At 55.4% G+C, this 25,119-nt stretch carries 18 protein-coding genes; 12 read left to right on the top strand and 6 right to left on the bottom strand.

Features of this window, described 5'->3' with window-relative positions; translation table 11 throughout:
• Positions 1-8: 8 nt before the first annotated feature.
• The 6 genes from D6C13_RS20510 to D6C13_RS20485 all read left to right on the top strand — a co-directional run bounded on the left by D6C13_RS20510 (position 9) and on the right by D6C13_RS20485 (position 9,532).
• Positions 9-3,158, top strand: a complete 3,150-nt coding sequence (locus tag D6C13_RS20510) for an efflux RND transporter permease subunit (protein WP_120134511.1) — start codon at positions 9-11, stop codon at positions 3,156-3,158.
• Positions 3,151-4,554 carry an efflux transporter outer membrane subunit gene (locus tag D6C13_RS20505; RefSeq protein ID WP_120134510.1) on the top strand — a complete coding sequence of 468 codons (1,404 nt, stop codon included), beginning with the start codon at positions 3,151-3,153 and terminating at the stop codon, positions 4,552-4,554. Before D6C13_RS20510 ends, D6C13_RS20505 begins: the two co-directional genes overlap by 8 nt.
• Positions 4,555-4,771: 217 nt before the next feature.
• Positions 4,772-5,296, top strand: a complete 525-nt coding sequence (gene abiEi, locus D6C13_RS20500) for a type IV toxin-antitoxin system AbiEi family antitoxin (RefSeq protein WP_120134509.1) — start codon at positions 4,772-4,774, stop codon at positions 5,294-5,296.
• Positions 5,296-6,219 carry a nucleotidyl transferase AbiEii/AbiGii toxin family protein gene (locus tag D6C13_RS20495; RefSeq protein ID WP_120134508.1) on the top strand — a complete coding sequence of 308 codons (924 nt, stop codon included), beginning with the start codon at positions 5,296-5,298 and terminating at the stop codon, positions 6,217-6,219. Before abiEi ends, D6C13_RS20495 begins: the two co-directional genes overlap by 1 nt.
• A gap of 227 nt (positions 6,220-6,446) precedes the next feature.
• Positions 6,447-8,357 (top strand): NAD(P)-binding protein, encoded by a 1,911-nt coding sequence (locus D6C13_RS20490; protein WP_120134507.1) that lies wholly within the window; start codon positions 6,447-6,449, stop codon positions 8,355-8,357.
• Positions 8,354-9,532, top strand: a complete 1,179-nt coding sequence (locus D6C13_RS20485) for a c-type cytochrome (protein ID WP_120134506.1) — start codon at positions 8,354-8,356, stop codon at positions 9,530-9,532. The genes D6C13_RS20490 and D6C13_RS20485 overlap by 4 nt, the downstream gene beginning before the upstream one ends.
• A 72-nt stretch (positions 9,533-9,604) precedes the next feature.
• Here the strand turns inward: D6C13_RS20485 and D6C13_RS20480 are convergent, their stop codons facing one another.
• From D6C13_RS20480 to D6C13_RS20465, 4 genes are read right to left on the bottom strand one after another with little or no spacing between them, the layout of a single operon-like run.
• On the bottom strand, positions 9,605-11,011 hold the full coding sequence (locus D6C13_RS20480; protein WP_244212735.1) for an efflux transporter outer membrane subunit: 1,407 nt from the start codon (positions 11,009-11,011) through the stop codon (positions 9,605-9,607).
• Positions 11,012-11,045: 34 nt separating this feature from the next.
• On the bottom strand, positions 11,046-14,171 hold the full coding sequence (locus tag D6C13_RS20475; protein ID WP_120134504.1) for an efflux RND transporter permease subunit: 3,126 nt from the start codon (positions 14,169-14,171) through the stop codon (positions 11,046-11,048).
• On the bottom strand, positions 14,172-17,363 hold the full coding sequence (locus tag D6C13_RS20470; RefSeq protein ID WP_120134503.1) for an efflux RND transporter permease subunit: 3,192 nt from the start codon (positions 17,361-17,363) through the stop codon (positions 14,172-14,174).
• Positions 17,360-18,703: an MdtA/MuxA family multidrug efflux RND transporter periplasmic adaptor subunit gene (locus D6C13_RS20465; protein WP_120134502.1), complete on the bottom strand. Its 1,344-nt coding sequence runs from the start codon at positions 18,701-18,703 to the stop codon at positions 17,360-17,362. The genes D6C13_RS20470 and D6C13_RS20465 overlap by 4 nt, the downstream gene beginning before the upstream one ends.
• 470 nt (positions 18,704-19,173) lie before the next feature.
• Here D6C13_RS20465 and D6C13_RS20460 point away from each other — a divergent pair, with 470 nt between their 5' ends.
• The 4 genes from D6C13_RS20460 to D6C13_RS20445 all read left to right on the top strand — a co-directional run bounded on the left by D6C13_RS20460 (position 19,174) and on the right by D6C13_RS20445 (position 22,499).
• A complete protein-coding gene (locus tag D6C13_RS20460; protein WP_120134501.1) occupies positions 19,174-20,004 on the top strand; it encodes a gamma-glutamyl-gamma-aminobutyrate hydrolase family protein in 831 nt (276 codons plus the stop codon).
• Positions 20,001-20,546 carry a M15 family metallopeptidase gene (locus D6C13_RS20455; RefSeq protein ID WP_120134500.1) on the top strand — a complete coding sequence of 182 codons (546 nt, stop codon included), beginning with the start codon at positions 20,001-20,003 and terminating at the stop codon, positions 20,544-20,546. Before D6C13_RS20460 ends, D6C13_RS20455 begins: the two co-directional genes overlap by 4 nt.
• Before the next feature lie 51 nt (positions 20,547-20,597).
• Complete coding sequence (locus tag D6C13_RS20450; protein ID WP_120134499.1) at positions 20,598-21,152, top strand: GNAT family N-acetyltransferase; 555 nt, start codon at positions 20,598-20,600, stop codon at positions 21,150-21,152.
• Positions 21,153-21,314: 162 nt separating this feature from the next.
• On the top strand, positions 21,315-22,499 hold the full coding sequence (locus D6C13_RS20445; RefSeq protein ID WP_120134498.1) for a sugar transporter: 1,185 nt from the start codon (positions 21,315-21,317) through the stop codon (positions 22,497-22,499).
• Between the two features lie 63 nt (positions 22,500-22,562).
• Here D6C13_RS20445 and D6C13_RS20440 read toward each other — a convergent pair whose 3' ends face one another.
• Positions 22,563-22,979, bottom strand: coding sequence for a DUF2000 domain-containing protein (locus D6C13_RS20440; protein WP_120134497.1), 417 nt, complete (start codon positions 22,977-22,979; stop codon positions 22,563-22,565).
• Between the two features lie 131 nt (positions 22,980-23,110).
• Between D6C13_RS20440 and D6C13_RS20435 the strand changes: the two genes are divergently transcribed.
• On the top strand, positions 23,111-23,587 hold the full coding sequence (locus D6C13_RS20435) for an Lrp/AsnC family transcriptional regulator (protein ID WP_120134496.1): 477 nt from the start codon (positions 23,111-23,113) through the stop codon (positions 23,585-23,587).
• A 75-nt stretch (positions 23,588-23,662) separates the two neighbouring features.
• Here the strand turns inward: D6C13_RS20435 and D6C13_RS20430 are convergent, their stop codons facing one another.
• The gene (locus D6C13_RS20430) at positions 23,663-24,361 is read right to left on the bottom strand and encodes an oligogalacturonate-specific porin KdgM family protein (RefSeq protein WP_120134495.1); all 699 of its coding nucleotides are present in this window, start codon (positions 24,359-24,361) and stop codon (positions 23,663-23,665) included.
• Between the two features lie 453 nt (positions 24,362-24,814).
• On the opposite strand from D6C13_RS20430, the gene D6C13_RS20425 reads away from it, so the two are divergent.
• On the top strand, positions 24,815-25,119 hold a 305-nt coding region (locus D6C13_RS20425), incomplete at its 3' end, for a transposase (protein ID WP_208642924.1).

Raw genomic sequence — 25,119 nt, 5'->3', positions numbered from 1 at the left:
TGAGCTGAATGTCTACTTTCTTTATTAATCGCCCCATATTCGCCTGGGTTGTCGCCATCGTCATTATGATCGCCGGTGCGCTGTCGATCATGAAACTGCCGATCAACCAGTACCCGAATATCGCACCTCCTGCGATTTCAGTCAGCGTCACCTATCCGGGCGCTTCGGCAGAAACCGCGCAGAACACCGTGGTTCAGGTGATCGAACAGCAACTGAACGGGTTGGATAACCTGCGCTACATCGAATCGCAAAGTAACAGCGACGGCAGCGCCACCATTATTGCCACCTTCGATCAGGGCACCAATCCGGATATCGCGCAGGTTCAGGTACAGAACAAAGTGTCGCTGGCCGAATCGCAGTTGCCGACCGAAGTGGTCAATCAGGGGATCCGTATTGCCAAATATCAGGCCAACTTCATGCTGCTGGTCAGCCTGATTTCGACCGATGGCAAAATGAGTAACTCGGATCTGAGTAACCTGCTGGTCACCAAACTCGAAGATCCGATCGTCCGTACCAAAGGCGTCGGCGACTTCCTGGTGCTCGGCTCGGAATACGCGATGCGTATCTGGCTCGATCCGGCAAAACTGTATAAATATCAGCTAATCCCAAGTGATGTCAGCGCGGCGATTGAAGCGCAGAACGTGCAGGTGTCTTCCGGTTCTCTCGGCGGACTGCCGACGGTCAAAGACAGTAAAGTCAGCGCCACCATCATCGGAAAAACTCGTTTCGACAGCATTAATCAGTTTAAAAACGTGCTGCTGAAAGTGAACGCCGACGGCTCGCAGGTACGCCTGAGCGATGTCGGGAATGTGGATCTGGGGCCGGAAAGTTATTCCATCTCCTCCACCTTTAACGGCAGACCGTCCACCGCTATCGCCCTGCGTCTGGCGAGCGGCGCGAACGTGCTCGATACCGACAAAGCAGTGAAAGCCACGGTCGCCGGGCTGGAAGATTCCCTGCCTGCGGGCGTGAAAGTGGAGTTCCCGTACCAGACTGCGCCGGTGGTTAGTGCGTCCATTGAAGAAGTGGTGAAGACGCTGATCGAAGCCATCGTGCTGGTGTTCTGCGTGATGTTGCTGTTCCTGCAAAACTTGCGCGCAACGCTGGTGACCACGCTGGTAGTACCGGTCGTTCTGCTGGGTACTTTCGGTATTCTGGCGGCTGCGGGGTATTCCATTAACACCCTGACCATGTTCGGGATGGTGCTGGCGATAGGCCTGCTGGTGGATGACGCCATCGTGGTGGTGGAAAACGTCGAACGTGTGATGACGCAAGACAAGTTGTCGCCAAAAGAAGCCACCATCAAATCGATGAAACAGATCCAGGGTGCCCTCTTTGGTATCGCGCTGGTGCTCAGTGCCGTATTAGTGCCGATGGCATTCTTCGGCGGCTCGACCGGGATCATCTACCGTCAGTTCTCCATCACCATCGTTTCCGCGATGGCGCTTTCGGTGCTGATGGCGCTGATTTTCACCCCGGCGCTGTGTGCCACCATCATCCGACACAACGACGAAGAAAAATCGCAGAAAGGCTTTGCGGGCTGGTTTAACCGTAATTTCGACAAAGGCGCGATGGGCTATACCAGCACCGTCGGCACAATGATTTCCCGTCGCCGCCTGTTTATGTGCATCTATCTGCTGATCGTGATCGCCACCGGCTTTATGTTCACCCGCGTGCCGACCACCTTCCTGCCGGATGAAGATCAGGGCGTGATGCTGGTTCAGGCCACCTTGCCTGCCAACGCCTCGGCAGAACGTACCCAGCAGGTGCTGGATAACGTGCGTGAATACCTGATGACGCAGGAAGGCGGCATTGTTTCCTCAGTGTTCACCGCCAACGGTTTCAGCTTTGCCGGGCGCGGTCAGAACGTCGGTATCGCCTTCGTGCAGCTGAAAACCTGGGCGAAACGTCCGGACGCCGCGCAGAAAGTTCAGGCGCTGGCAGGTCGTGCGATGGCCCATTTCGCCACCATCAAAGACGCCCGCGTGTTTGCTTTCGTTCCGCCAGCGGTGATGGAGTTGGGTAACGCCACCGGTTTCGACTTCTTCCTGCAAGACACCAACGGCAAAGGCCACGCCGCCCTGATGGCTGCACGTAACCAATTCCTGCAACTGGCCTCACAGGACAAACGTCTGACCGCTGTGCGTCCGAACGGGATGGAAGATGAACCGCAATATCAGCTGGAAATTGACGACGAACGCGCGCAGGCGCTGGGTCTGAGTCTCGACGATATCAACAATACCTTGTCGGCAGCCTGGGGTTCGGCGTACGTGAACCAGTTCATGTACAACAACCGCGTGAAGCGCGTTTACATTCAGGGCAAGGCGGCTTCGCGCGTCACGCCGGAAGATCTGAACAACTGGTATTTCCGTAATTCCAGCGGCGATATGGTGCCGTGGAGCGCCTTTGGCAGCGGCAAATGGGTTTACGGTTCGCCGCGTTACGAGCGATTCAACGGCGTCTCTTCCGTCGAACTGATGGGCGCACCGGCACCGGGCTACAGCTCGGGTGACGCCAACGACGCGGTGATGGAAATCGCAACCAAACTGCCACCGGGTTACACAGTGGCATGGCACGGCCTGAGCTATGAAGAAAAGCTTTCCGGCTCACAAACTCCGGCGCTGTACAGCCTGTCGATGATCGTGGTGTTCCTGTGTCTGGCGGCGCTGTACGAGAGTTGGTCGATTCCGTTCTCAGTCATGCTGGTCGTCCCGCTGGGGATCTTAGGCACCATTGGCGCTGTGTTGCTGCGCGGGCTGTCGAATGACGTCTTCTTCCAGGTCGGCCTGTTAACCACCGTCGGACTGGCAGCGAAGAACGCCATATTGATTGTCGAGTTCGCCAAAGAACTGCATGAAAACGAAGGCATGTCGGTCACCGAAGCGGCGATTGAAGCGGCCAAACTGCGTATCCGGCCGATCATCATGACTTCAATGGCCTTTATTCTCGGTGTGTTCCCGTTGACGATTTCCAGCGGCGCGGGCGCGGGCAGCCAGCATTCCATCGGTACCGCCGTGGTCGGCGGGATGATTACGGCGACCTTCCTGGCGATTTTCTTCGTTCCGATGTTCTACGTCACGATAGTGAATTTGTTCACCCGCAAATCGAAAAAACAAGACAAGGCGCTTCCTGCGTCTGAGGCAACACACCATGAATAAATCGCATTTCGCGCTGTCGCTTATCGGCGCGTTTTCACTCACTTTGCTGGCGGGCTGTACGATGGAGCCGCACTATCAGCGCCCGGCGCTGCCGGTCGCCAGCAACTGGGACGGCGCTAAAACAGGCGCCGCAGAGGATATCGGCTGGAAAGCGTTCTTCAATGAACCGGCGATGAACCAGCTGATTGATCTGTCCCTGAAAAACAACCGCGACCTTCGGGTCGCTGCGTTAAACGTCGATACCGCGCGCGCCGCCTTCCAGATTGATCGCGCCGCACTGCTGCCGACGCTCGACGCCAGCGCCGGTGAAACCAACCAGCATCTGCCGGGCGGATTGTATTCGACGCAAAACACCGGGCCGGTGACGTATCAGCAATACAGCGCCAATCTGGGCGTGACGTCTTATGAGGTTGACCTGTTTGGTCGGGTGCGCAGCCTGCGTGATCAGGGGCTGGAAACTTATCTCGCGACAGAGGCGACGCAGCGCGCGACGCAAATCTCGCTGGTATCCGAAGTCGCTTCCGGTTACCTGAGTCTGGCGGCGGATAATGACCTGCTGAAGCTGGCGATTAACACCGCCAGCAGCCAGAACCAATCCTACGAACTGACCAAACGCAGCTACGATTCCGGCATCAGCACCTCGCAGGATCTGGTGCAGGCCGAAACCACGGTGCGCGCAGCACAGGCCGATATCGCGCAGTTCACGCGTCAGGTTCGACAGGACGTGAACGCGCTGACGCTGCTGGTCGGGACGACCATTCCACCGCGTCTTCTGGCGGACGCCACCCTGCAACAGGACTGGAAATTCCCGCAGACTCCGGCCGGTTTGCCGTCTGATCTGCTGACCCGACGCCCCGATATCATTGCGGCGGAACATACGCTGAAAGCCGCCAACGCCAACATCGGCGCGGCTCGCGCGGCGTTCTTCCCGAGCATCACGCTGACCGGCACCGCCGGTTCAGAAAGCGGCAGCCTGAGTAAACTGTTCGACGGCGGCACCGGTGCGTGGTCATTCATGCCTTCAGTCAACATCCCGATCTTCGACGGCGGCGTGAATCAGGCCAATCTCGACATCGCCAAAGACACCAAGAAAATCGACATCGCTAATTATGAGAAAGCGATTCAGACGGCGTTCAGGGAAGTATCCGACGGCTTAGCCGGTCAGGCCACCTACAAAGACGAACTGCTCGCCCGCCAGCAGGACGCCGACGCCAACCAGCGTAATTACGATCTTTCGCAGATGCGTTTCAAGGGCGGCGTCGACAACTACCTGAGCGTGCTGGTTGCACAGCGTTCCCTGTATTCCGCCCAACAAACGCTGATCACCACTCAGCTCGCCCAACTGAATCAGGACATCAGCTTGTATAAAGCGCTGGGAGGGGGATGGAAGGAGTGAGGTTTTGACTAGTAGAAATGCCGACGGGAGTCGGCGTTTTTGTTTGTAAACCAGAGAGGGCGTCTCACACAACAGCATTTAGCGAAATATCTTCATCATCAGTTAGTGTCAGTCAGAAACCTTGATTCAACCAGCTATTTTGCTTCCTTACGCGTAAACGCCTACACTTCATCTATACAGTAAAGATACTTTTTTATCGCTTTTGTGTAGAGATAAAATGATAAAATTTGAAGCTATTCGAAAGCTGGAAGCACTGAGTCGTCAGGGTAGGACTGTTTTTTTGCTGCGGGATCTGCAAAAGGTCTTCCCTGAGGATTCCCCCGCGACATTAAAAGCCGGGCTCAAGCGCCTGATCGATGAAGAAATTTTATGCAGACCGGTCAAGGGTGTTTACGTCAATATTTTCTCTCCCAAAGACAGTTACCTTCTCGAGCTTGTGGTCAAAGCGCTACGACGCGGCGAATACAATTACGTCAGCCTGGAGTCTGCTTTGTCAGGGTATGGCATCATTTCGCAGATCCCTATCGACAGGTTGACGGTGATGACCACCGGTCGATCAGGCGAATACCAGACGCCCTGGGGCACTATCGAACTGACGCATACCCATCGGAGCATTTTGGATATTCTCGATGCGACTTTTGAAACGCAATCCCCCCTAAAACAAGCGACACCCGCCACGGCAATCAGGGATTTACGCCGTGTTGGCAGGAATACTCATCTGATGGATCTTAAGGAAGAATAATGAGTGAGAAGGTCGATTTTGATTTACTGGTAAACAGAGCACTACAGAACGCAGAACTCGCAACGATGCGGCCAGTAGTGGAAAAAGAATTATTGCATTACGACGTGCTTTTTTGTCTGGATAAAGCAGGTTTGCTGGATGGGCTGGTTTTTCAGGGCGGGACTTCACTACGCCTTTGCTATAACTCGAACCGGTTCAGCGAAGATTTGGATTTTGCCGGAGGCAAAACTTTCTGCTCTGCGCAATTAATGGCGATGAAATCCTGCATCGAGGAGTATATCGGGGCGCGTTACGGCTTTGCTATCAGGGTGAAAGCCCCCGAAGAACTGCGTCTGCTGCCCGATTACGATCAGATTAATGTCGACCGCTGGCAAATCACTATTGAGACCTCTCCTCAGCAATCCAACATTGCCCGGCAACGGATCAAAATTGAAATCGCCAACATTGAGGCTTATACCCGTAATACCCTGCCACTCGGGCGTAATTATTTTGTCTTACCCGATGGTTATAACGAAACGCTGATATATGTCGAAACGCTCGAAGAAGTTATGGCCGACAAACTGGTCGCGTTTCCCGCTACTCAGACACATATCCGGTATCGGGATATGTGGGATTTAGTGTGGCTCTATCAGCAAGGCGCAAGAATAAACAGATCGCTGCTGCTCAATAAAATTGCCGACTATCGTGTGGAGAATTACGCCGACAAAACCCGTGAGAAACTGAAGTCACTGGAAGAAATCATGCGAAATGGTGTCTTCCATAACGAAATGAAGCGTTTTATCCCGGCAGATATCTTTGAACGAACGCTGAAATCGGAAAAATTTAATGGTTATTTTTTGACGACGCTGAGCAGTATTCTGAAAGAAGCGCTCAGCAATTTAGAGGTTCGGAACGAACAGGACAAAGATGCATTCTTGATGTAATCGTCATATATTTCCCCCTCAATAACGGGGGCAAAAAAGTTGCGCCTTATTCCCCCTCACCGATGACTTATCTGCCTTATCCCAAACTTCCTCATTTGCGCCCGCCGTCACGCTCGCTAAGTGTTTCTTTATGTTAAATTTGTTAAAACATTGAGATATTTTTGAGCGAAAAGCTTTTGCCGCGCGGCTTCCGTGCGGGTTGATGGTGTAAATTCTAAGGAAACAATATGGGCATCACTCGTCGTGATTTTCTCAACGGCGTGGCTATTACGGTCACCGCCGGTATGACTCCGTTTGAGGCGCTGAAGGCTTCGCCGCAAACGGCCACGCAGTCGTTGTATTACCCTCCTTCTCTCACCGGTTTGCGCGGTAATCATCAGGGTTCTTATGAGGCGGCGCATATCCTCGGGCGCGAAGGGAAAAAGGTCGAGTCTTCCGGTTTGCCGGTGGAGGATGAGTTTGATCTGGTGGTGGTCGGAGCCGGGATCAGCGGTCTTGCGGCGGCGTGTTTCTGGCAGGAACAGCACGGGAAAGATCAGCGTATTCTGTTGCTCGATAACCATGATGATTTCGGCGGGCATGCCAAACGTAATGAATTTCACGTCGAGGATAAAATGCTGCTGGGCTACGGCGGCAGTGAGTCTTTCCAGTCGCCGCGCACCAATTTCAGTCCAGTGGCGATGGGACTGCTGAAGACCCTGAACGTCGATATCGAAAAGATGGCGAAAGACTTCGACCAGACGTTTTATCCTGATCTACATCTGAGCCGCGGTGTGTATTTCGACCGCAAAAACTTCGGCGTCGATAAAATTGTCAGCGGCGATCCGGGACGTGCGGTGGCGGATGATATTCCGCCGGAGCGCCTCAATGGTCGCGACATCAAAGACTTTATCAGTGACTTCCCGCTGCCGGAATCTGACCGTCAGGCGCTGATCGCCCTGCACACTGAACCGAAAGATTATCTGCACGGCATGAGCCAGGAAGATAAAGTCGCCTGGGTCGACGGGCACAGTTATACCCAGTTCCTGCGGGAAAAAGTCGGCCTGAGTGAAATCGCCATCCGCTATTTCCAGCAGCGTACCAATGATTTTCAGGCCGTCGGGATCGATGCCACTTCGTGCAGCGACGCCCGTATCTGCGCGCTGCCGGGGCTGGAAGGCATGGGATTACCGCCGCTGGATGCCGAATCGCTGGCTGATCTCGACGAGCCCTATATTTTCCACTTCCCCGACGGCAATGCCGGTTTAGCGCGGCTGATGGTGCGCCATCTGATCCCGCAGGTCGCACCGGGAAACACGATGGAAGACATCGTGCTGGCGAAATTCGACTACAGTCAGCTCGATAAAGCCGGGCAGCCGGTGCGCCTTCGTCTGAACAGCACCGGCATGCACGTCGCCAATGTGGAGCATGAAGGCAAACCGGCGGTAGAAGTGACCTATATGACCGGCAGCACGCTGCACCGCGTACGCGCCGGACAGGCGGTGATGGCCGGTTACAATATGATGATCCCGTATCTGGTGCCGGAAATCCCTGAGCCGCAGAAAGCCGCGCTGAAGGAGAACGTCAAAGCACCGCTGGTCTACTCGAAGGTGGTGATCCGCAACTGGCAGCCGTTTATCAAACTCGGCGTCCATGAAATTTACTCCCCGGCGGCGCCTTACAGCCGTGTGAAACTCGATTATCCGGTGGATATGGGCGGTTATCAGCATCCGCGTGACCCGAACCAGCCGATTGGTCTGCATATGGTATATGTGCCGACGCTGCCGGGCAGCGGCCTCAGCCCGCGCGAGCAGTCCCGCAAAGGCCGTGCGTTACTGCTTGGCACCTCTTTTGATGCCCATGAAAAGATGATCCGCGAACAGTTACAGGGCATGTTCGGTGAAGCCGGTTTTGACCATCAGCGCGACATCATGGCGATCACCGTTAACCGCTGGTCGCATGGCTATTCCTACTTCCTCAGCGGAATGTTCGACGACGAAGAGGAATCCCAGAAAACCATTCATCTGGCACGCACGCCGGTCGGGCTTATCACTATCGCTAATTCGGATTCTGACTGGAGCCCGTACGCTAACTCAGCGGTCGATCAGGCCTGGCGGGCAGTGAATGAACTGACGGCCATGAAGAAGGTGAGTGCATGAAAAAGCTGATGATTTTTGCCACGCTGATGGCAACGGCAGGTTCGGCCATGGCGATGTCCGAGGGCGAATATGTGGCGAAATCCGCCGACTGCGCGGCCTGTCATACGTCGGCACAGGGCGCGGAGTTATCCGGCGGGGTGCGTTTTACCACCCCGGTCGGCGAGATTTATTCCACCAATATCACGCCGGATATTCAGCACGGGATTGGCAGCTACAGTTTTGACGAGTTCGATAAGGCGATGCGCCAGGGGATTGCTAAGGACGGCCATGCACTCTATCCGGCGATGCCCTACACCTCTTACGTGAAAATGAGCGCGAAGGACATGCGCGCGCTGTACGACTATCTGATGAAAGAGGTGCAACCGCAGTCCGTCGCGAACCGTGACAATGACATCAGTTGGCCGATGTCGATGCGCTGGCCGCTGCGCGTGTGGAACAGTATTTTCCTGGAAGACGGCGAGTTTACACCGCAGGCGGATAAGAACGCGCAATGGAATCGTGGTGCTTATCTGGTGCAGGGTGCCGGGCACTGCGGCGCGTGTCACACGCCGCGTGGCTGGGCGCAGCAGGAAAAAGCCGTCGATGAAAAAGACATGGCGTTTCTCACCGGCGGCGAACTGGATGGCTGGTCAGCCCCTTCCCTGCGCGGCCTGAAAATCAGTCAGCCGGAGCTGGTAGCGCTGCTGAAAACCGGTCGCAATACCCACGACGCCGTCAGCGGTCCGATGGGGGAAGTGATCACCGACAGCACGCAGTTTATGACTGATGACGATCTCAACAGCATGGCGGTTTATCTGCTCAGCCTGAAAGCCGACGCACAACCTGCACTGACTAAAAAGGCAATGGCGACTGAAGCCGGACAGCAGACGTTTATGCGCTACTGCTCGACCTGTCACGGCGTGAAAGGCGACGGCAAAGCGTTTGCTATTCCGGCGCTGGCGGGCAATCTGACCGTCAATTCAGAGAACCCGCAGACGCTGCTGCGCGTGATCCTCTACGGCGGTCAGACGCCGGTGACGGCAGATCATATGTCCAATACCATGCCAGGTTATGGCTGGACGCTGACCGATCAGCAGGCCGCTGATCTCACCAATACCCTGCGCGCCAGCTGGGGAAATCAGGCCGCAGAAGTCACGCCGGGCGATGTGGCGAAGGCGAGGAAAGCCGGGAAATAAGAGTTTGTTTTACCAAAGATAAAACCCGGCCCGGTCAGTTCCCTCTCAGAGAGGAGGCTGACCGGGTTTTTATTACTTACCCACATCCCCGTTCCATCCACCGCCCAGTGCGGCGATCAGCTTGACGCTGGTGACCATCTGGGTGCTGACCAGCGACAGGACGCTTTGCTGCTGGGTCAGGCTGGTGTTCTCGGTCGTTGCGACATCCAGATAATCGATCATCCCGGCCTGATACTGGTTGTTGGTCACGCGCGCAGATTCTTTGGCGGAATCGGCGGCGTTCTGACGGGCGACCCGTTCGCTGTCCAGCGTATGCAGTTCGACCAGATAATCTTCCACTTCCTGCATCGCGGTTAACACGCTCTGGCGATAGCTGGCGACGTCGGCGTCATACGCGGCTTCGGCCTGCGCCACTTTGCCGCGGGTGGAGCCGAAATCCAGCACCGTCTGACTGAGTTCCGGGCCTAAAGACCAGACGCGGTTCGGTAGCGAGAACAGGTTATGGAATGCGGAACTGGCGAAACCGCCGCTGGCGCTCAGGGTCAGATCCGGATAATACGCGGCAGTCGCCACACCGACGGCGGCGTTGGAAGACGCCATGGTGCGTTCGGCAGCGGCAATATCAGGACGACGCTGTAACAGCTGCGACGGAATGGCGTCCGGCATCGCGGGCAGGTTCAGTTTCACATCCCGCGCGGCGAGGCTGAACTGCGCCGGTGGTTTGCCGATCAGCACGGCGATCGCGTGCTCAAGCTGGGCACGCTGCCATTGCAAGTCCAGCGCCGAAGCTTTGGTGCTTTCCAGCTGAGTTTGCGCCTGTGCCAGCGTGGCACGTGAAGTATTGCCGCCCTCGTACTGGTTCTGGATCACCGTGAGGTAACGCTGATAGGCATCGATACTTTGCTTATACAGCGCGATTTGCTGATCCATCACCCGCAGCTGGAAATAATCCTGCGCCAGTTCGGATTGCGCACTGAGGGTCGCATCGGCCAGGTCGGCCTTGCTGGCCTGCGCGCTGGCGTCCTGCTCTTCTGCCGTACGGCGCAGTTTGCCCCACAGATCCAGCTCCCAGCTGGCACTCAGTTCTGCGGTTTGTTTATTAGTGGCGGACGTCGAGGTGCCGCTGCGCGTGCTGCCGGCGGTGGCATCCACAGACGGATATAAGTCGGAGCGCGCCTGCGTCACCAGCGCCTGCGCTTCACGATATTGCGCGGCGTACTGCGCGACGTTCTGGTTGGAAATCTGCACCTGCGTCAGCAGCGATGACAGCTCCGGATCCTGATACACCGACCACCATTCGCCCTTCGCCTGATTGTCTTTCGGAATAGCCGCCGTCCAGCCTTTGGCTTCTTTAAATGCCGTGGGCATGGCGACATCCGGCCTTTTATAATCAGGGCCGACAGTACAGGCGCTGACCAGAAGTGCCAGCGCCAGCGGAGCAAGTCGGAACACCAGTGAACGTGTTTTTTGCAGAGTCATCAGATTCGCTTCAGGGTGATTAATTTTAAATTGTTTAGTCATGTGAGCTGGCCTCCACAGGCGTCGCGTGAGGGCGCAGACGGTGCCACAGACGATGCGTTGCGCGGCTGGTGCGATCCATATACAGGTAAACCACCGGCGTGGTGAATAAGGTCAGGATCTGACTCAGCGCCAGTCCGCCTGCAATTGCCAGCCCCAGCGGACTGCGCAGATCCGCGTCACCGCCGCTGCCCAGCGCCAGTGGCAATGCGCCGAAAAACGCGGCCAGCGTGGTCATCAGGATCGGGCGAAAACGCATCAGACAGGCCTGAGTGATCGCCTGTTGCGGCGTCAGGCCGAGCCGCCTTTCGGCGTCGAGCGCGAAGTCGATCATCATGATCGCATTCTTTTTCACGATGCCGATCAGCAGCAGGATCCCGATCAATGCGATCACCGTCAGCTGCGTCCCCGTTACCAGCATCAGCAACAGCGCGCCAAGCCCGGCAGACGGCAGCGTGGAAAGAATGGTCAGCGGGTGAATGTAACTTTCATACAACACGCCGAGCACGATATACACCGCCGCCAGCGCAGCCAGGATCAGCCACGGCATGGAACTGGCCAGCGCCTCAAAGGCCTGCGCGGTACCGGCATAACTGCCATGCACGGTATCCGGCAAACCAATCTGCGCCATCGTTTTTTTCAGCGCGGCCTGCGCATCTTCCAGCGCATAACCGTCGGCGAGGTTGAACGCAATGGTGGTCGTCGCGGTCTGCCCCTGATGGGAAACCGACAGCGGCGCATTGGCTCCGCTGAACGTGGCGAAAGCCGACAGCGGCACCTGATTACCGGAATCGGTCACGACATACAGCTGATGCAGCACATCGGGATTACTGGTGTAGTCGGACGTCAGATTCATCACCACGTGATACTGGTTCAGCGTTTTGTAGATAGTGGCGATCTGCCGCTGACTGAAGGAGTTATTGAGCAGCGTGTCGATCATCTTCACGTTCACGCCGAGCTGCGTCGCGCGATCCCGGTCGATATTGAGCATGATCTCCTGACCGCCGGTCTGCGCATCGGAATCCACACCGGTCAGCTGCGGCAGTTTCGCCAGCGCTTTCTGCACTTTCGGCGCCCATTCACGCAGCACGGAAAGATCGTCAGATTGCAGACTGTACTGATACTGCGCGTTAGCGCTGCGCCCGCCGATATGCAGATCTTGCGCGGCCATCAGGAACAGCTGCGCGCCCGGTTCTTTGCCGGTCGCCATCATCAGACGGTTAGCCACCTGATTAGCGGTCGCGGTACGTTTATCGAAATCTTTCAGACGCACGAAGAACGTCGCGGTGTTACGTGATCCAAAACCGCCGCTGCCCGCCGAACTCATCACGGCATCCACCGCCGGATCGTCCTGAATGATCTTGCTGTATTTCAGCACCTGCGGCTGGATCGACTGGAACGACGTATTCTGATCCGCCCGCAACATGCCCATCAGCATGCCGGTGTCCTGATCCGGGAAGAAGCCTTTTTCGACCACGGTATACAGATAGAAGTTAAGCAGGATCGTCAGGAACAGGCCGACCAGCGTGATCAGCTGATGGCGCATCACCCAGCCGAGCGCCGCAGAATAGGCCGCCAGCAGTTTGTTCAGGCCGCGTTCAATCATGCGGTAAATACGCGGCTGACGCTTTTCTACCGGCGGCTTGCGCTTGAGGAAACGCGCGCACAGCATCGGTGTCAGGCTCAGCGATACCAGCATGGAGATGATCAGCGACACGCTGAGCGTGACCGCAAACTCACGGAACAGACGCCCGACGATACTGCCCATCAGCAGGATCGGAATGAACACCGCAATCAGAGAAAGCGTCATTGAGAGCACGGTAAAACTGACTTCCTGCGCGCCTTTCAGCGCCGCCCGCACCGGCCCCAGTCCTTCTTCGATATGCCGCGTAATATTTTCCAGCACCACGATGGCGTCATCGACCACGAAACCGGTGGAGATAATCAGCGCCATCAGCGAGAGGTTATCCAGGCTGTAACCGAGCAGATACATCACCGCGCAGGTGCCGATCAGGGAAACCGGCAGCGCCACGGCGGGGATCAGCACCGCGTTCCAGTTACGCAGGAACACAAACACCACGGCGATCACCAGCAGCGTGGCCTCGAGCAGCGTCATTTCTGTATCGCGCAGGGAAGCGGAAACGTTAGGCGAACGGTCGAGTGCCAGATTCAGCTGCACGTCGCCGGGCAGGCTTTCTTTCATCAGCGGCAGCGCGGCTTTGATGGCCTCGATAGTTTCCAGCATGTTCGCGCCTGCCTGACGCGTTACGCCAATCATCACCGACGGCGTGCTGTTGTAATAACCGACGTTGTATTTATCCTCTACGGAATCATACACATTAGCGATGTCGCTCAGGCGAATGGCCGACCCGTTGATATAGGTGACGATCAGCGTTTTGTACTGCGCAGCAGTACTTTGCTGGCCGTTGCCTTCAATCATCCATGACTGATCTGAGCCTTGCAGCAACCCTTTTGGCAGGTTACTGGTGCTGTCAGCGATGGCGGTGCGAATGGTGTCGAGAGAAATTCCGTATGAAGTGACCGCCTCCGGACGCAAATCAATACGCACGCCCGGCAGCGCAGAACCCACCAGAGAAACCTGCCCGACGCCGTTTACCTGCGCGATTTTCTGTTGCAGCTGGCTGGAGGCGAGATCGTACAACTCACCTTTACTGCGCGTGGCCGAGGTCAGCGCCAGCATGATGATCGGCGCATCCGACGGGTTGGCTTTACGATACGTCGGCAGCGACGGCATGCTGCTTGGCAGCAATGCCCGGGAGGCGTTGATCGCCGCCTGCACGTCACGCGCCGCACCGTTGATGTCACGATCCAAATCGAACTGCAAAATGACGCTGGTCGAACTCTGCGAACTGCGCGAGGTCATTTCCGACACACCGGCAATTTGCCCGAGCGCCCTTTCCAGCGGCGTCGCCACCGTGGCCGCCATGGTTTCAGGGCTGGCACCGGGCAGACTGGCGCTGACCAGAATGGTCGGGAAATCCACCTGCGGCAGTGGCGCAACCGGCAGCAGACGATACCCCAGCAAACCGAGCAGGAGTATCGCCAGCGTCAGCAGCATCGTGGCGACCGGACGGAAGATGAAGAAACGCGAAATATTCATTTATTCCGCCTGCTTCGCTGAACGGCGATGACGCGGATTAAGGCGATGAGAAAGCCGGTCAAACATCAGGTAGATCACCGGCGTGGAGAACAGGGTCAGGATCTGACTGAAGATCAGACCGCCGACGATCACCAGCCCCAGCGGCTGACGCAGTTCCGCGCCGGATCCGCTGGCCAGCATCAGCGGCAATGCGCCGAGCAGCGCGGCCATTGTGGTCATCATGATCGGACGAAAACGCAGTAAACAGGCCTGATGAATGGCCTCGCGCGGCGAAAGTCCCTGTTTGTTTTCCGCATCCAGCGCAAAGTCGATCATCATAATGGCGTTCTTTTTCACGATCCCGATCAGCAGGATCACCCCGATCAGCGCGATCAGGCTGAACTCGGTTCCGGCGAATATCAGCGACAGCAATGCGCCCACCGCCGCCGACGGCAGCGTGGAAAGAATGGTCACCGGATGAATAAAGCTTTCGTACAAAATGCCGAGCACCACATACATGGTCAGCAGCGCGGCGAGGATCAGCCACAGCGTGTTGCCGGTGGCGCTTTCAAACGACGCCGCCGCGCCCTGATAACGCAGGGTGATACTGTCCGGCATGGCGATATCGGCCACGGTGGTTTTAATTGCCTGCTGCGCCTGTTCCAGCGAATAGCCGTCTTTGAGGTTAAAGGAGACGGTCACCGCCGGGAACTGATTGAGGCGCGCCTGCAACAGGGCGCCGGTGCGCATGTGGATTTTGGCAATCGACGTCAGTTTCACCATGCCGTTGGTCGCACCGGAATTGGTGGTCGGGTTACCGCTGTCGGACGTCGTCGACGTCGTGGTGGTGGTGGTCGCGACCGTGCCGCTGGTCGACGAACTGTTGTTGGTCGCCAGATACACATCATCGAAAGAGGCCGGGGACTGCTGGAACTGCGGCGCGACTTCCAGCACCACGCGGTACTGATTTGCCTGCGTAAAGATGGTGGAAACCAGCCGCTGGCCGAACGCGTTGTACAGCGCGGTATCCACATCCGAAGCGGTAATGCCGTAACGGGCGGCGGCGTCGCGGTCCAGTTCGACGTAAGCAATCTGCCCCTGATTTTGCAGGTTGCTGACCACTTCGCTGAACTCCGGCTGCACGCTGAGTTTTTCAATCAGCTTTGGTGTCCACTCCACCAGATTTTCACTGTCGGAATCATCGAGAGTGAACTGGTACTGGCTCGGCGTCACCTGATCGTCAACCGTCAGATCCTGCGAAGCCTGCATATACAGTTCGATGCCCGGCACATTCGCCGTCTCCTGTTGCAGACGCGCAATGATCGCCGGTGCGCGCTCGCTGCGTTCATCGAAGGATTTCAGGCTGATCTGCAAACGGCCGCTGTTCAGGCTGGTGTTATTGCCATCCACGCCGATGGTGGAAGAGACACTTTCCACATCCGGATCCTGCAAAATAGCGGCGGTCAGCAGTTGCTGGCGACGCCCCATTTCACTGAAGGAGACGTCCTGCGACGCCTGCGTGATCCCCTGGATCATGCCGGTATCCTGCGACGGGAAGAAGCCTTTTGGCACAATCACATACAGCAGCGCGGTGAATACTAAAGTTGCCGCGGCGACCAGTAAAGTGAGCTTCTGGTGATTGAGCACCACGATCAGCATGCGGTCGTAACCGGCGATCATCTTGTCGAAAAACTCGCCGCCTTTGCGATAAAACTTGCTCTGTTTTTCTTCCGGCGTATGGCGCAGTAAATAGGCGCACAGCATCGGTGTGAGCGTCAGCGAAACCACCATCGACACCAGAATCGACACCGCCAGCGTAATGGCGAATTCGCGGAACAACCGCCCGACCACATCACCCATAAACAGCAGCGGGATCAGTACGGCAATCAGCGAGAAGGTCAGGGAGATAATGGTGAAACCGATTTGCTGCGAGCCTTTCAGCGCGGCCTGCATCGGTGTTTCGCCCTCTTCCAGCCGCCGGGAAATGTTCTCGACCACCACGATGGCGTCATCGATAACAAAACCGGTGGCGATAGTCAGCGCCATCAGCGAGAGGTTGTTAAGACTGAATCCGCACAGGTACATCACGCCAAAGGTGCCGACCAGCGAGAGCGGCACGGCCACGCTTGGGATCAGCGTCGCGGCGACATTGCGCAGGAACAGGAAGGTGACCATCACCACCAGCGCGATAGACAGCAACAGTTCGAACTGAACATCGCTGATCGAGGCACGGATGGTTTGCGTACGGTCGGAAATCACGCTGATTTTGACCGATTCCGGCAGCGCTTCCTGCAATTTCGGCAGCTGCGCTTTAATCGCATCTACTACCTGAATGACGTTGGCACCCGGCTGGCGCTGCACGCTGATAATAATGGCCGGTTGTTTGTTCGCCCAGGCCGACAGGTACTGGTTTTCCGGCGCTTCGGAAAGCGTCGCCACATCGCGCAGACGCAGTGCCGCCCCGTTTTCGTAATTGACGATCAGGTTGCCGTATTCATCGGCGGTGCGCAGCTGATCGTTGGCATCGATGGTTATCGAATGATGCGGGCCGTCAAAGCCGCCTTTCGAGCCGTTGACGTTGCTGTTGCCAATCAGCGTATTGATGGTTTCCAGACTGAGGTTGTGCGCCGCCAGCTTACGCGGATCCACCTGCACGCGAACCGCAGGCTGATGACCGCCCGCCAGCGTGACCATGCCGACGCCGGAAATCTGTGACAGTTTCAGCGCCACGCGGGTATTCACCAGATCCTGTACTTTGGTCAGCGGCAGGGATTCAGACGTCGCCGCCAGCGTCAGCACTGCGGCATCCGCCGGGTTCACTTTTTTGTAAGTCGGCGGATTCGGTAAATCGTTCGGCAGCAGGCTGTCGGCGGCATTGATCGCCGCCTGCACTTCCTGCTCGGCCACGTCGAGGGACAAATCCAGCGAGAATTTCAGCGTGATAATAGAAGAGCCGCTGGCGCTGGTGGAATACATCTGGCTCAGCCCCGCCATCTGCCCGAGCTGACGCTCAAGCGGCGCGGTAATACCCGACGCCATCACATCCGGGCTGGCACCCGGATACAGCGTGGTCACCTGAATGGTCGGGTAATCGACCTGCGGCAGCGCCGAAGTCGACAGCATGTTGTAGGCGAAAATCCCCGACAACAGCACGGCGACCATCAGCAGAATGGTCGCGACCGGCCGGAGTATAAAGAGGCGTGAAGGATTCATTTAGACCCGCTGTCTTTACCGGCTGTATTTGGGGCTGCATCAGGGGCGACAGCAGTTTTGTCAGCGCCGGTCGTGGCTTTATCCACACCGCCGCTCTGCTGGCGCTCTTTGGAAGAACCGCCTGCCGGAACAACTTCGCCAGTATTTGGCGTCACAATCTCCACTTTCGTGCCGTTGTTCAGACGGTCGATACCGGTGGTTACCACCTGCTCGCCCGGTTTCACACCCGACAGAATGGCCACCTGTGCGTCACCAAAGTCCGGACCGGATTTCACACTGCGGCGCTCGATGGTGCTGTCGGCTTTCACCACATACACAAAATCGCCATCGCTGCTCAGCTGCAATGCCGCCGCCGGGATCACCGTGGCGTCTTTGAGCGTCGCCACCTGTAAGCGGGCGTTCACAAACTGGTTCGGATAGAGTTTTTCATCGGCGTTATCGAACAGCGCTTTCAGCTTAATGCTGCCGGTGCTGGTATCAATTTCGTTGCTGATAAATTGCAGTTTGCCCTGTCCGAGCACTTCACTGCCGCCCTGATCAAAAGCGGTGGTCGGCAACTGATTGCCGCCGCGCAGCGCTTTGAGCAAGGTTTGCAGATTGCTTTGCGGCACGCTGAAAGTTACGGCAATCGGCTGGGTCTGAGTAATCGTCACAATGCCGCTGGTGGAACTGCTGGTCACCATATTGCCCGGGTCGACCAGACGCAGGCCGACATGGCCGCTGACCGGTGCGGTAATTTTGGCGAACTCAAGATTCAGTTTGGCGGCGGCAATTTGCGCCTGATCGGCTTTCACGGCACCGGCATACTGACCGGCGGTGGCAATCTGGCTTTCAAGATCCTGACGCGCCAGGGAATCCTGTGCATACAGTTTGCGGTAACGCGCCAGCGTCAGCTCTGCGCTTTTCGCCAGCGCCTGATTCTGTGCCAGGTCGCCCTGATACTGTTCCAGCGTCGCCTGATAGCTGCGCGGGTCAATCTGCGCCAGCAACTGCCCCTGTGCGACTTTCTGCCCTTCGGTGAAATACACCTTCATCAGCTGACCATCCACCCGGCTGGTCACGGTGACTGTCGCATTGGCCACCACGGTACCCAGCGCGCGCAGATACACCGGCACGTCAGCCTGCACGGCTTTTCCGGCCTGCACAGGTGTCGCCATTCCGGCCATCATCTGCCCGCGCATCGCGCGCATACCGCCGCGCCCCGGCTTCTTATGAGCGGCAGGCTCAGCGGCACTCTGGCGGAAAGCAAAGAACCAGACCAGGATCGCAGCAACGATAATGGCAACAATAACCCACACGAAAGTGCGTTTTTTGGAACGAGACGAGGCAGTCGGCAGCATAAATTTCTTGGTTTCGCAGTATTAATGAGGAGAAAACAGCTGAAAAATGACCTTCAACCAGAGATTTTCAATATCAGTCAAAAACACATTATCCCTAAAAGCTTCGATGGCTGTTTTTAGGACAACGTAAAGATTTTGTTAGCAATTAAGAATTTATATTTCATTCAGCAGGATGAATGATACCCGCTAATTTATCCTTTCCGCCCTGCTAATGTTAAGAACTAAATGAGAATGAATATTGAAGACGACGACAGAAAAGCATCAGGAAGTGTCAGTCTGTCCCGGAATTTTGTCAGGAAAACGCAGGCTTAGCGTGAAAAACACACTGCCCGGTCACCTTAACCGGTGAGAAAACCAGCGCTAAATCCTGAAAATTAGAAGTATTGATAATTTATATTGTTTGCTCCGACCACGGCTTGATATGGTGCATTTTCTGATTGTTTTTCATCTTCATGCAGGAACTCAGTCGAATGCAGACAAAATTTCAATCCAGACCAGTGATTGGGGTAACACTGGACAGCGAGGAAGCCGGTGGCTACGCCGATTTTCCCTGGTATGCCCTGCGTCAGAACTATATGAACAGCCTGGCGGAGCTTGGCGCCGTGCCGCTGGCTTTGCCTCATCACGCCGAACTGGCGGATGAATATCTCTCCCTTTGTGATGGCATTGTCGTCACCGGTGGCGCGTTTGATGTGCCGCCCGAACTCTTTAATGAGCAACAGACCAGCAGCCAGGTTCGCCTGAAACCCGCCCGCACCGAATTTGAAAAAGCCATCGTTAAAGGTGCCATGCGGCGCAATATGCCGCTGCTGGGGATCTGCGGCGGCCAGCAACTGCTTGCCGTTTTAACCGGCGGTACGCTGCATCAGCATATTCCCGACGCATTGCCCGATGCCCTCGAACACAGCACGACCGTCGATACTGAAAACGCGGGTGGCAAAAAGCGCGCCCGTCATCCGGTAGAGATTGTGGAAGGTTCGCTGCTCAGCCGCTGCGTCGATCGCGACCATTATGAGGTTAACAGCTCGCACCATCAGGCGGTGAAATCGGTCGGTCCCGGGTGCACCGTGAATGCTTATGCGCCGGACGGCGTGATCGAAGGCATCGAATGCGAAGAGTATGATTTTTGCCTTGGCGTGCAATGGCACCCGGAATATCAGCAACATGCGCAGGATACGCAGTTGCTGAATGCCTTTGTTGCGGCATCCTTACGCTATCAGCTGTCGATGCGCACAGCAGGTAAAGCCATGACGGAAGCCATGAACGACGTGATTGCCCGTCCGGGAAACGAACAGGCATGAATCAGGCCGCGCTGAAAACCAGAACTGAAAGGATATTGCGTGATCTGGGCATCGACCCGCAGGTCATTGCCCACCGTACGCTACCCTACTTTGAAGAAGTAAGTGAGCACTTACTGGAGGACACGGAAACTGATGCTGAAACCGGCAAAGTTTACCGGCTGATCTCCCCTGCTGCGACCGCCTGGCATCAGATGAAACAGCAGGCTGCCGCCGACGGGGTGGGCATTTATCTGGTCTCTGCTTTTCGCAGTCTGGATTATCAGGCGGGGCTTATCCGCGCTAAACAGGAAGCAGGCATCGCGCCGCAAACGTTTTTCACCTCGCTGGCGCCTCCCGGATGCAGCGAGCACCACACCGGCTGCGCGGTGGATATCAATACCCCCGGCTGCGACGAAGTGACCGGCGTTTTTGGCGAAACAGAGGCTTTTCAGTGGCTGCAATCTCACGCCGCCCGCTTCGGTTTCGTGATGTCCTTCCCAATGAATAATCCGTGGGGCTTTATTTATGAGCCGTGGCACTGGTGCTGGCATTCCAATTCCTGAGTAATCCTCTACACTTACCGCCCTGTTTTCTTCACGCATTAAGGGATCACAATGGAACTCGCCGTTACGGGTGCCGGTTTTTACCTCAAGATTTTGGGCCCGGAAGACACTGGCATTGTTCATGCGTATTTTCGTGAAAACGTCCACCATCTCGCTCCCTGGGAACCCCTGCGTCCGGCAGATTTTTATTCCCGCGAAACGCTTCGTCAGCGCCTCATAAATTCCTTTGATGAAGCGGCCTGCGGGACGGCATTCCAGTTTGGCATCATCTGTCGGGAAACCGGTGACATGCTCGGTGCCTGCAATTTTACCGGCATCGTCCGGGGCGCTTTTCAGGCCTGTCATCTGGGATATTCTGTGGCAGAGAACCAGCAGGGAAAGGGAGTGATGCACCGGGCGCTGGAAACGGCCATTAACTTCCTGTTTAGTGAGCAGAAACTGCACCGCATTATGGCCAGCTATATTCCTGACAATCATAAAAGTGAGCGTGTACTTCAGCGATTAGGCTTTGAACGCGAGGGATATGCGCGGTCATATCTGAAAATCGCCGGTCGGTGGCAGGATCACGTTCTGACATCATTGGTCAGCCCCGATAACAAGCCGTGATGCCGGTCTCAGTTTCCATAACTAAAATTGTCCCCGGAACATTTATCTGTTAGGCCAATTTTCTGTTTCATTTTTAGAACAAATAAAACACACTATGCGCTCAACAGGCGTCTGCCAGACAGAGGCCTGATTTCCACCTCTTCTTATAAGTCATAAATTTCAATGCAATCAGATACCGTTTCGCGCAGGACAGCCTGGCTCCGCGTTGTGATGATGGCTATTGCCGCGTTCATCTTCAACACCACTGAATTCGTGCCCGTCGGACTTCTGTCTGACATCGCCGCCAGTTTCAACATGCAGACCGCGCAGGTCGGACTGATGCTGACTATCTATGCGTGGGTGGTGGCGCTGATGTCATTGCCGCTGATGCTGCTCACCCGTAATGTCGAGCGAAAGCGCTTACTGATCATCATCTTTGTGATATTCATCGCCAGCCATATTCTCTCGGTCGTGGCCTGGGATTTCTGGAGCCTGGTCGCTTCACGTGTCGGTATCGCGCTGGCTCACGCGATTTTCTGGTCGATTACCGCCTCGCTGGCCATCCGCGTGGCACCTGCCGGTAAGAAAACGCAGGCGCTGAGTATGTTAGCCACCGGCACCGCGCTGGCGATGGTTCTGGGTCTGCCGCTTGGCCGTCTGATTGGTCAGTACCTCGGCTGGCGCACTACGTTTATGAGTATCGGCGTTGTCGCGCTGCTGACGCTGATTTGCCTGATAAAATTGCTGCCACCGTTACCGAGCGAGCATACCGGCTCACTGAAAAGTGTGCCGATGCTGTTCCGCCGTCCGGCGCTGGTTGGTATGTATGTGCTGACTGCACTGATAGTGACTGCTCACTACACGGCGTACAGCTACATCGAGCCGTTTATCCAGACTGTCGCCAATATGGGTGAAAATTTCACCACCTTCCTGCTGCTGATTTTCGGCGGCGCGGGGATTCTCGGCAGTATTGCCTTTAGTGTGCTGGGGAATCGTTTTCCGGCCGCGATGCTCGGTGGCCCGATCCTGATGGTCACGCTCAGCATGTTGCTGCTGTTTGTCGCGGTCATGAACCCAATCAGCATTTCCATCCTGTGCGTCGTCTGGGGGCTGGCGATGATGATTATCGGGCTGGCGATGCAGGTGCGCGTGCTGGCACTGGCGACAGATGCCACGGATGTCTCGATGGCGCTGCTTTCCGGTATCTACAACATCGGTATCGGCGCGGGGGCGCTGATCGGCAATCAGGTCAGTCTGCATCTGGAAATGAGCAATGTCGGCTACGCGGGTGGCCTGATCGGTTGCGTCGCGTTCGTCTGGTGTCTGACGATTTTCAAACGCTATCCGCAGCTGAAAGTGACGAGCTAGTCACCCGCTGAAGATACAGAAAAACCGGCGTTTGCCGGTTTTTTTACTCTGAGATTCAGCAATCTATCGCAATAACTTCAGATTTCCAGTCAGTGATTTAATCCACTTCTCCGGCCCGGTCAGCCCCACGCCATCCAGCACTTCATCGTATAAATCCCGCTGCGGAAACGTCATTTCATACTGCCCGAACTGATGCATGGTGCGCGCAAAGGACGGAAACACCACCACGCTGCGCTCGCCTGCGGCGTCCAGCGCTTTAAACATCAGTGCCTTAATATGATCAGGCGTTGCCTGGAGAATGGGCAGCGGAGTTTTCGAGATAGAGTCGGTCGTAACCCCCTTCGCATCGGTCAGCGAAATGCCTGCCAGCATCGGGAATTTTGCCGCTAATCCGATGCCAATCACGCCCGCCGTATTTGCCAGTAATCCCGGCGGAAGCTCAGGATTGAGGATAATTGCCACCCGGAGTGTGTCTGCCATTTTTGCGCCCTTTCGTTCATCAGTAAGAGAACCATGATAAAGAGCGGCGGCTGAAAGGTGCTTTCTTTTAACGGGGTAAAATGCACTAATCTGGGTAACCCTTTCTAAAAAACACGTCAACAAGGCAGATTATGTCTCTATCCGAAATATCACCGGCAGACCTTCGCATTCTTAAACAACTTCAGACTTCGGGACGGATGACCAATCAGGAGCTCGCCGATAAGGTCGGTATGGCGGCGTCACCCTGCTGGCGGCGCACAAAACAGCTGGAAGACAGCGGCGTGATCACCGGTTATCAGGCGATTATTGACCGTAAAAAGATTGGTCTGGGACTGCTGGCCTTTATCCGGGTCAAAATAGACAGCCACAGCGAGGAGGATGCGCAGCGTTTCGAACAGGAAGTTGGCGCATTGCCTGCGGTGATCGCCTGTTATGCGATTGCCGGTGATGCCGATTTTCTGTTGCAGGTGGTAGCGAAAGATCTCGACAGTTTTTCCAGCTTCGCGATGGAAGTCGTACGCCGTTTACCGGGCATTAAAGAGATGCAAACGTCGTTTGTGCTCAGGGAAGTAAAACCACTGGATGTGCTGCCGCTGGAAGGGATGTGAAGGTTTTCGCGATACTTCCCGGCCAATGTGCAATTTGGCAGGGGAATGTCAGATCAAAGCCAGATTAGGGTCAGATCAGAAATTGTACTGAATACCTAGGCGGTAACGCATTTCCATGTCATCCCGGCTCGGATTAATATTATAACGCGGCACCACACCGATTTCGGTATATGGCGTCCAGTGTTTATCTATTGGCATGGAAGCCACGATGTTATACAGCCAGTAATCGTGGTCACCCTGATAGTCATCATAATTGGTGAAGCGATATTCGTAGTCACTGACGACAGAGAATTTCTCACTGACATAACCGAATTCCCAGTTGAACTGGTTATAGTTGCGGTTATCTTCATTTGGATTTTCAGAAACATCTACGCCCGGACGCCAGCGGAAAGTCGTCATCCAGTTTTCAGTAATATTATAAATCGCTTTAATTTGTACGCGATAACCGACGTAGTCATCTCCCATATCCAGATTCACACCCGGTGCCAGAATTAATTTATCGGTCACCTGAAAGTTTCTGCCGAATTCCCATTCGCTGCCACTGCCGCTAAAATGTCCTGAACCGGTTGAGAAACCGTCATTTTGTCGTTCGCTGCCTTCAGCAAAGCGACCTTCCACCGAAGCATAATATCCCCCTTCGGTGGTGTGACTCATTTTCAGACGGTCAGCATTGGTTTTGCTGTCGGCTTTGTACTCATGGCGATAATCGAGAGTGACCGCTGATGCTGATGTGGAGATCACTAATAATGCTAATGCGCTGAATATAATTTTCATGCTAAGCCTCGGTCCGTTGAGCTTGTGAGAGTTTATAAAAAAGTAAATAAACTGATATTTAACCCTTAATGACTCAGCACATTTAAATCTATTCGTTCAATATCATCTCGTGTTTTTCAGTTCAAAAATGAATTCGTCACCCCTGGCATCTGTCTATTAAGCCCTGATATATTTCCGTGCTGGATGATTTATACCCAGCCTTGTATTCAAGCCTCAGTCATTATGGAAATGAAATGTTAAAGAAATCGCTGATTTCATCTGTGTTTTTTATTATCAGTTGCGCAAGCCCGACAGATGAAACCATTAATACAATAAATAGCCTGAAAGTTCCTACAGTAAGTTCATCGCAGGAAAGAGGGAATTACTCGATTAATGAGGCTTTGTTGAATAAATCGAACTTTTGGCCGTAATCAGGATCAGATCACCATATTCCCAATCCTGTAGCGGTATCACGTGGCAAAACAAAAGTTCAAAATCACCAACTGGGCTACGTACAACAAGGCGCTCGTCAACCGGGGCTCACTGACATTTTGGCTTGATGAGTCAGCCATCCAGGCCTGGTATGACGAGCCCAACACGTCTTCACGTGGTCGTCCGCAACGTTATTCTGAGCTCGCTATTACCACCGTACTGATGCTCAAACGCATCTTTCGCCTCACGCTGCGCGCCGCGCAGGGATTGATTGATTCCATTTTTACCCTGATGAAGCTCCCACTCCGGTGCCCAGATTACTCCTGCGTCAGCAGACGGGCCAGGTC

It is taken from the genome of Rahnella woolbedingensis (assembly GCF_003602095.1).
Lineage (GTDB): Bacteria > Pseudomonadota > Gammaproteobacteria > Enterobacterales > Enterobacteriaceae > Rahnella > Rahnella woolbedingensis.
The sequence above is the reverse complement of the archived record's forward strand: the minus strand, read 5'-3'. Positions and strand labels throughout refer to the sequence as shown.

Bases quoted from the DNA above. Each gene is read 5' to 3' on its own strand.
- D6C13_RS20460 (WP_120134501.1), top strand. From the start codon at position 19,174: ATGCAGACAAAATTTCAATCCAGACCAGTGATTGGGGTAACACTGGAC.
- D6C13_RS20440 (WP_120134497.1), bottom strand. From the start codon at position 22,979: ATGGCAGACACACTCCGGGTGGCAATTATCCTCAATCCTGAGCTTCCG.
- D6C13_RS20495 (WP_120134508.1), top strand. From the start codon at position 5,296: ATGAGTGAGAAGGTCGATTTTGATTTACTGGTAAACAGAGCACTACAG.
- D6C13_RS20485 (WP_120134506.1), top strand. From the start codon at position 8,354: ATGAAAAAGCTGATGATTTTTGCCACGCTGATGGCAACGGCAGGTTCG.
- D6C13_RS20435 (WP_120134496.1), top strand. From the start codon at position 23,111: ATGTCTCTATCCGAAATATCACCGGCAGACCTTCGCATTCTTAAACAA.
- abiEi (WP_120134509.1), top strand. From the start codon at position 4,772: ATGATAAAATTTGAAGCTATTCGAAAGCTGGAAGCACTGAGTCGTCAG.
- D6C13_RS20450 (WP_120134499.1), top strand. From the start codon at position 20,598: ATGGAACTCGCCGTTACGGGTGCCGGTTTTTACCTCAAGATTTTGGGC.
- D6C13_RS20455 (WP_120134500.1), top strand. From the start codon at position 20,001: ATGAATCAGGCCGCGCTGAAAACCAGAACTGAAAGGATATTGCGTGAT.
- D6C13_RS20490 (WP_120134507.1), top strand. From the start codon at position 6,447: ATGGGCATCACTCGTCGTGATTTTCTCAACGGCGTGGCTATTACGGTC.
- D6C13_RS20445 (WP_120134498.1), top strand. From the start codon at position 21,315: ATGCAATCAGATACCGTTTCGCGCAGGACAGCCTGGCTCCGCGTTGTG.
- D6C13_RS20505 (WP_120134510.1), top strand. From the start codon at position 3,151: ATGAATAAATCGCATTTCGCGCTGTCGCTTATCGGCGCGTTTTCACTC.
- D6C13_RS20465 (WP_120134502.1), bottom strand. From the start codon at position 18,703: ATGCTGCCGACTGCCTCGTCTCGTTCCAAAAAACGCACTTTCGTGTGG.
- D6C13_RS20510 (WP_120134511.1), top strand. From the start codon at position 9: ATGTCTACTTTCTTTATTAATCGCCCCATATTCGCCTGGGTTGTCGCC.
- D6C13_RS20430 (WP_120134495.1), bottom strand. From the start codon at position 24,361: ATGAAAATTATATTCAGCGCATTAGCATTATTAGTGATCTCCACATCA.
- D6C13_RS20470 (WP_120134503.1), bottom strand. From the start codon at position 17,363: ATGAATCCTTCACGCCTCTTTATACTCCGGCCGGTCGCGACCATTCTG.
- D6C13_RS20480 (WP_244212735.1), bottom strand. From the start codon at position 11,011: ATGACTCTGCAAAAAACACGTTCACTGGTGTTCCGACTTGCTCCGCTG.
- D6C13_RS20475 (WP_120134504.1), bottom strand. From the start codon at position 14,171: ATGAATATTTCGCGTTTCTTCATCTTCCGTCCGGTCGCCACGATGCTG.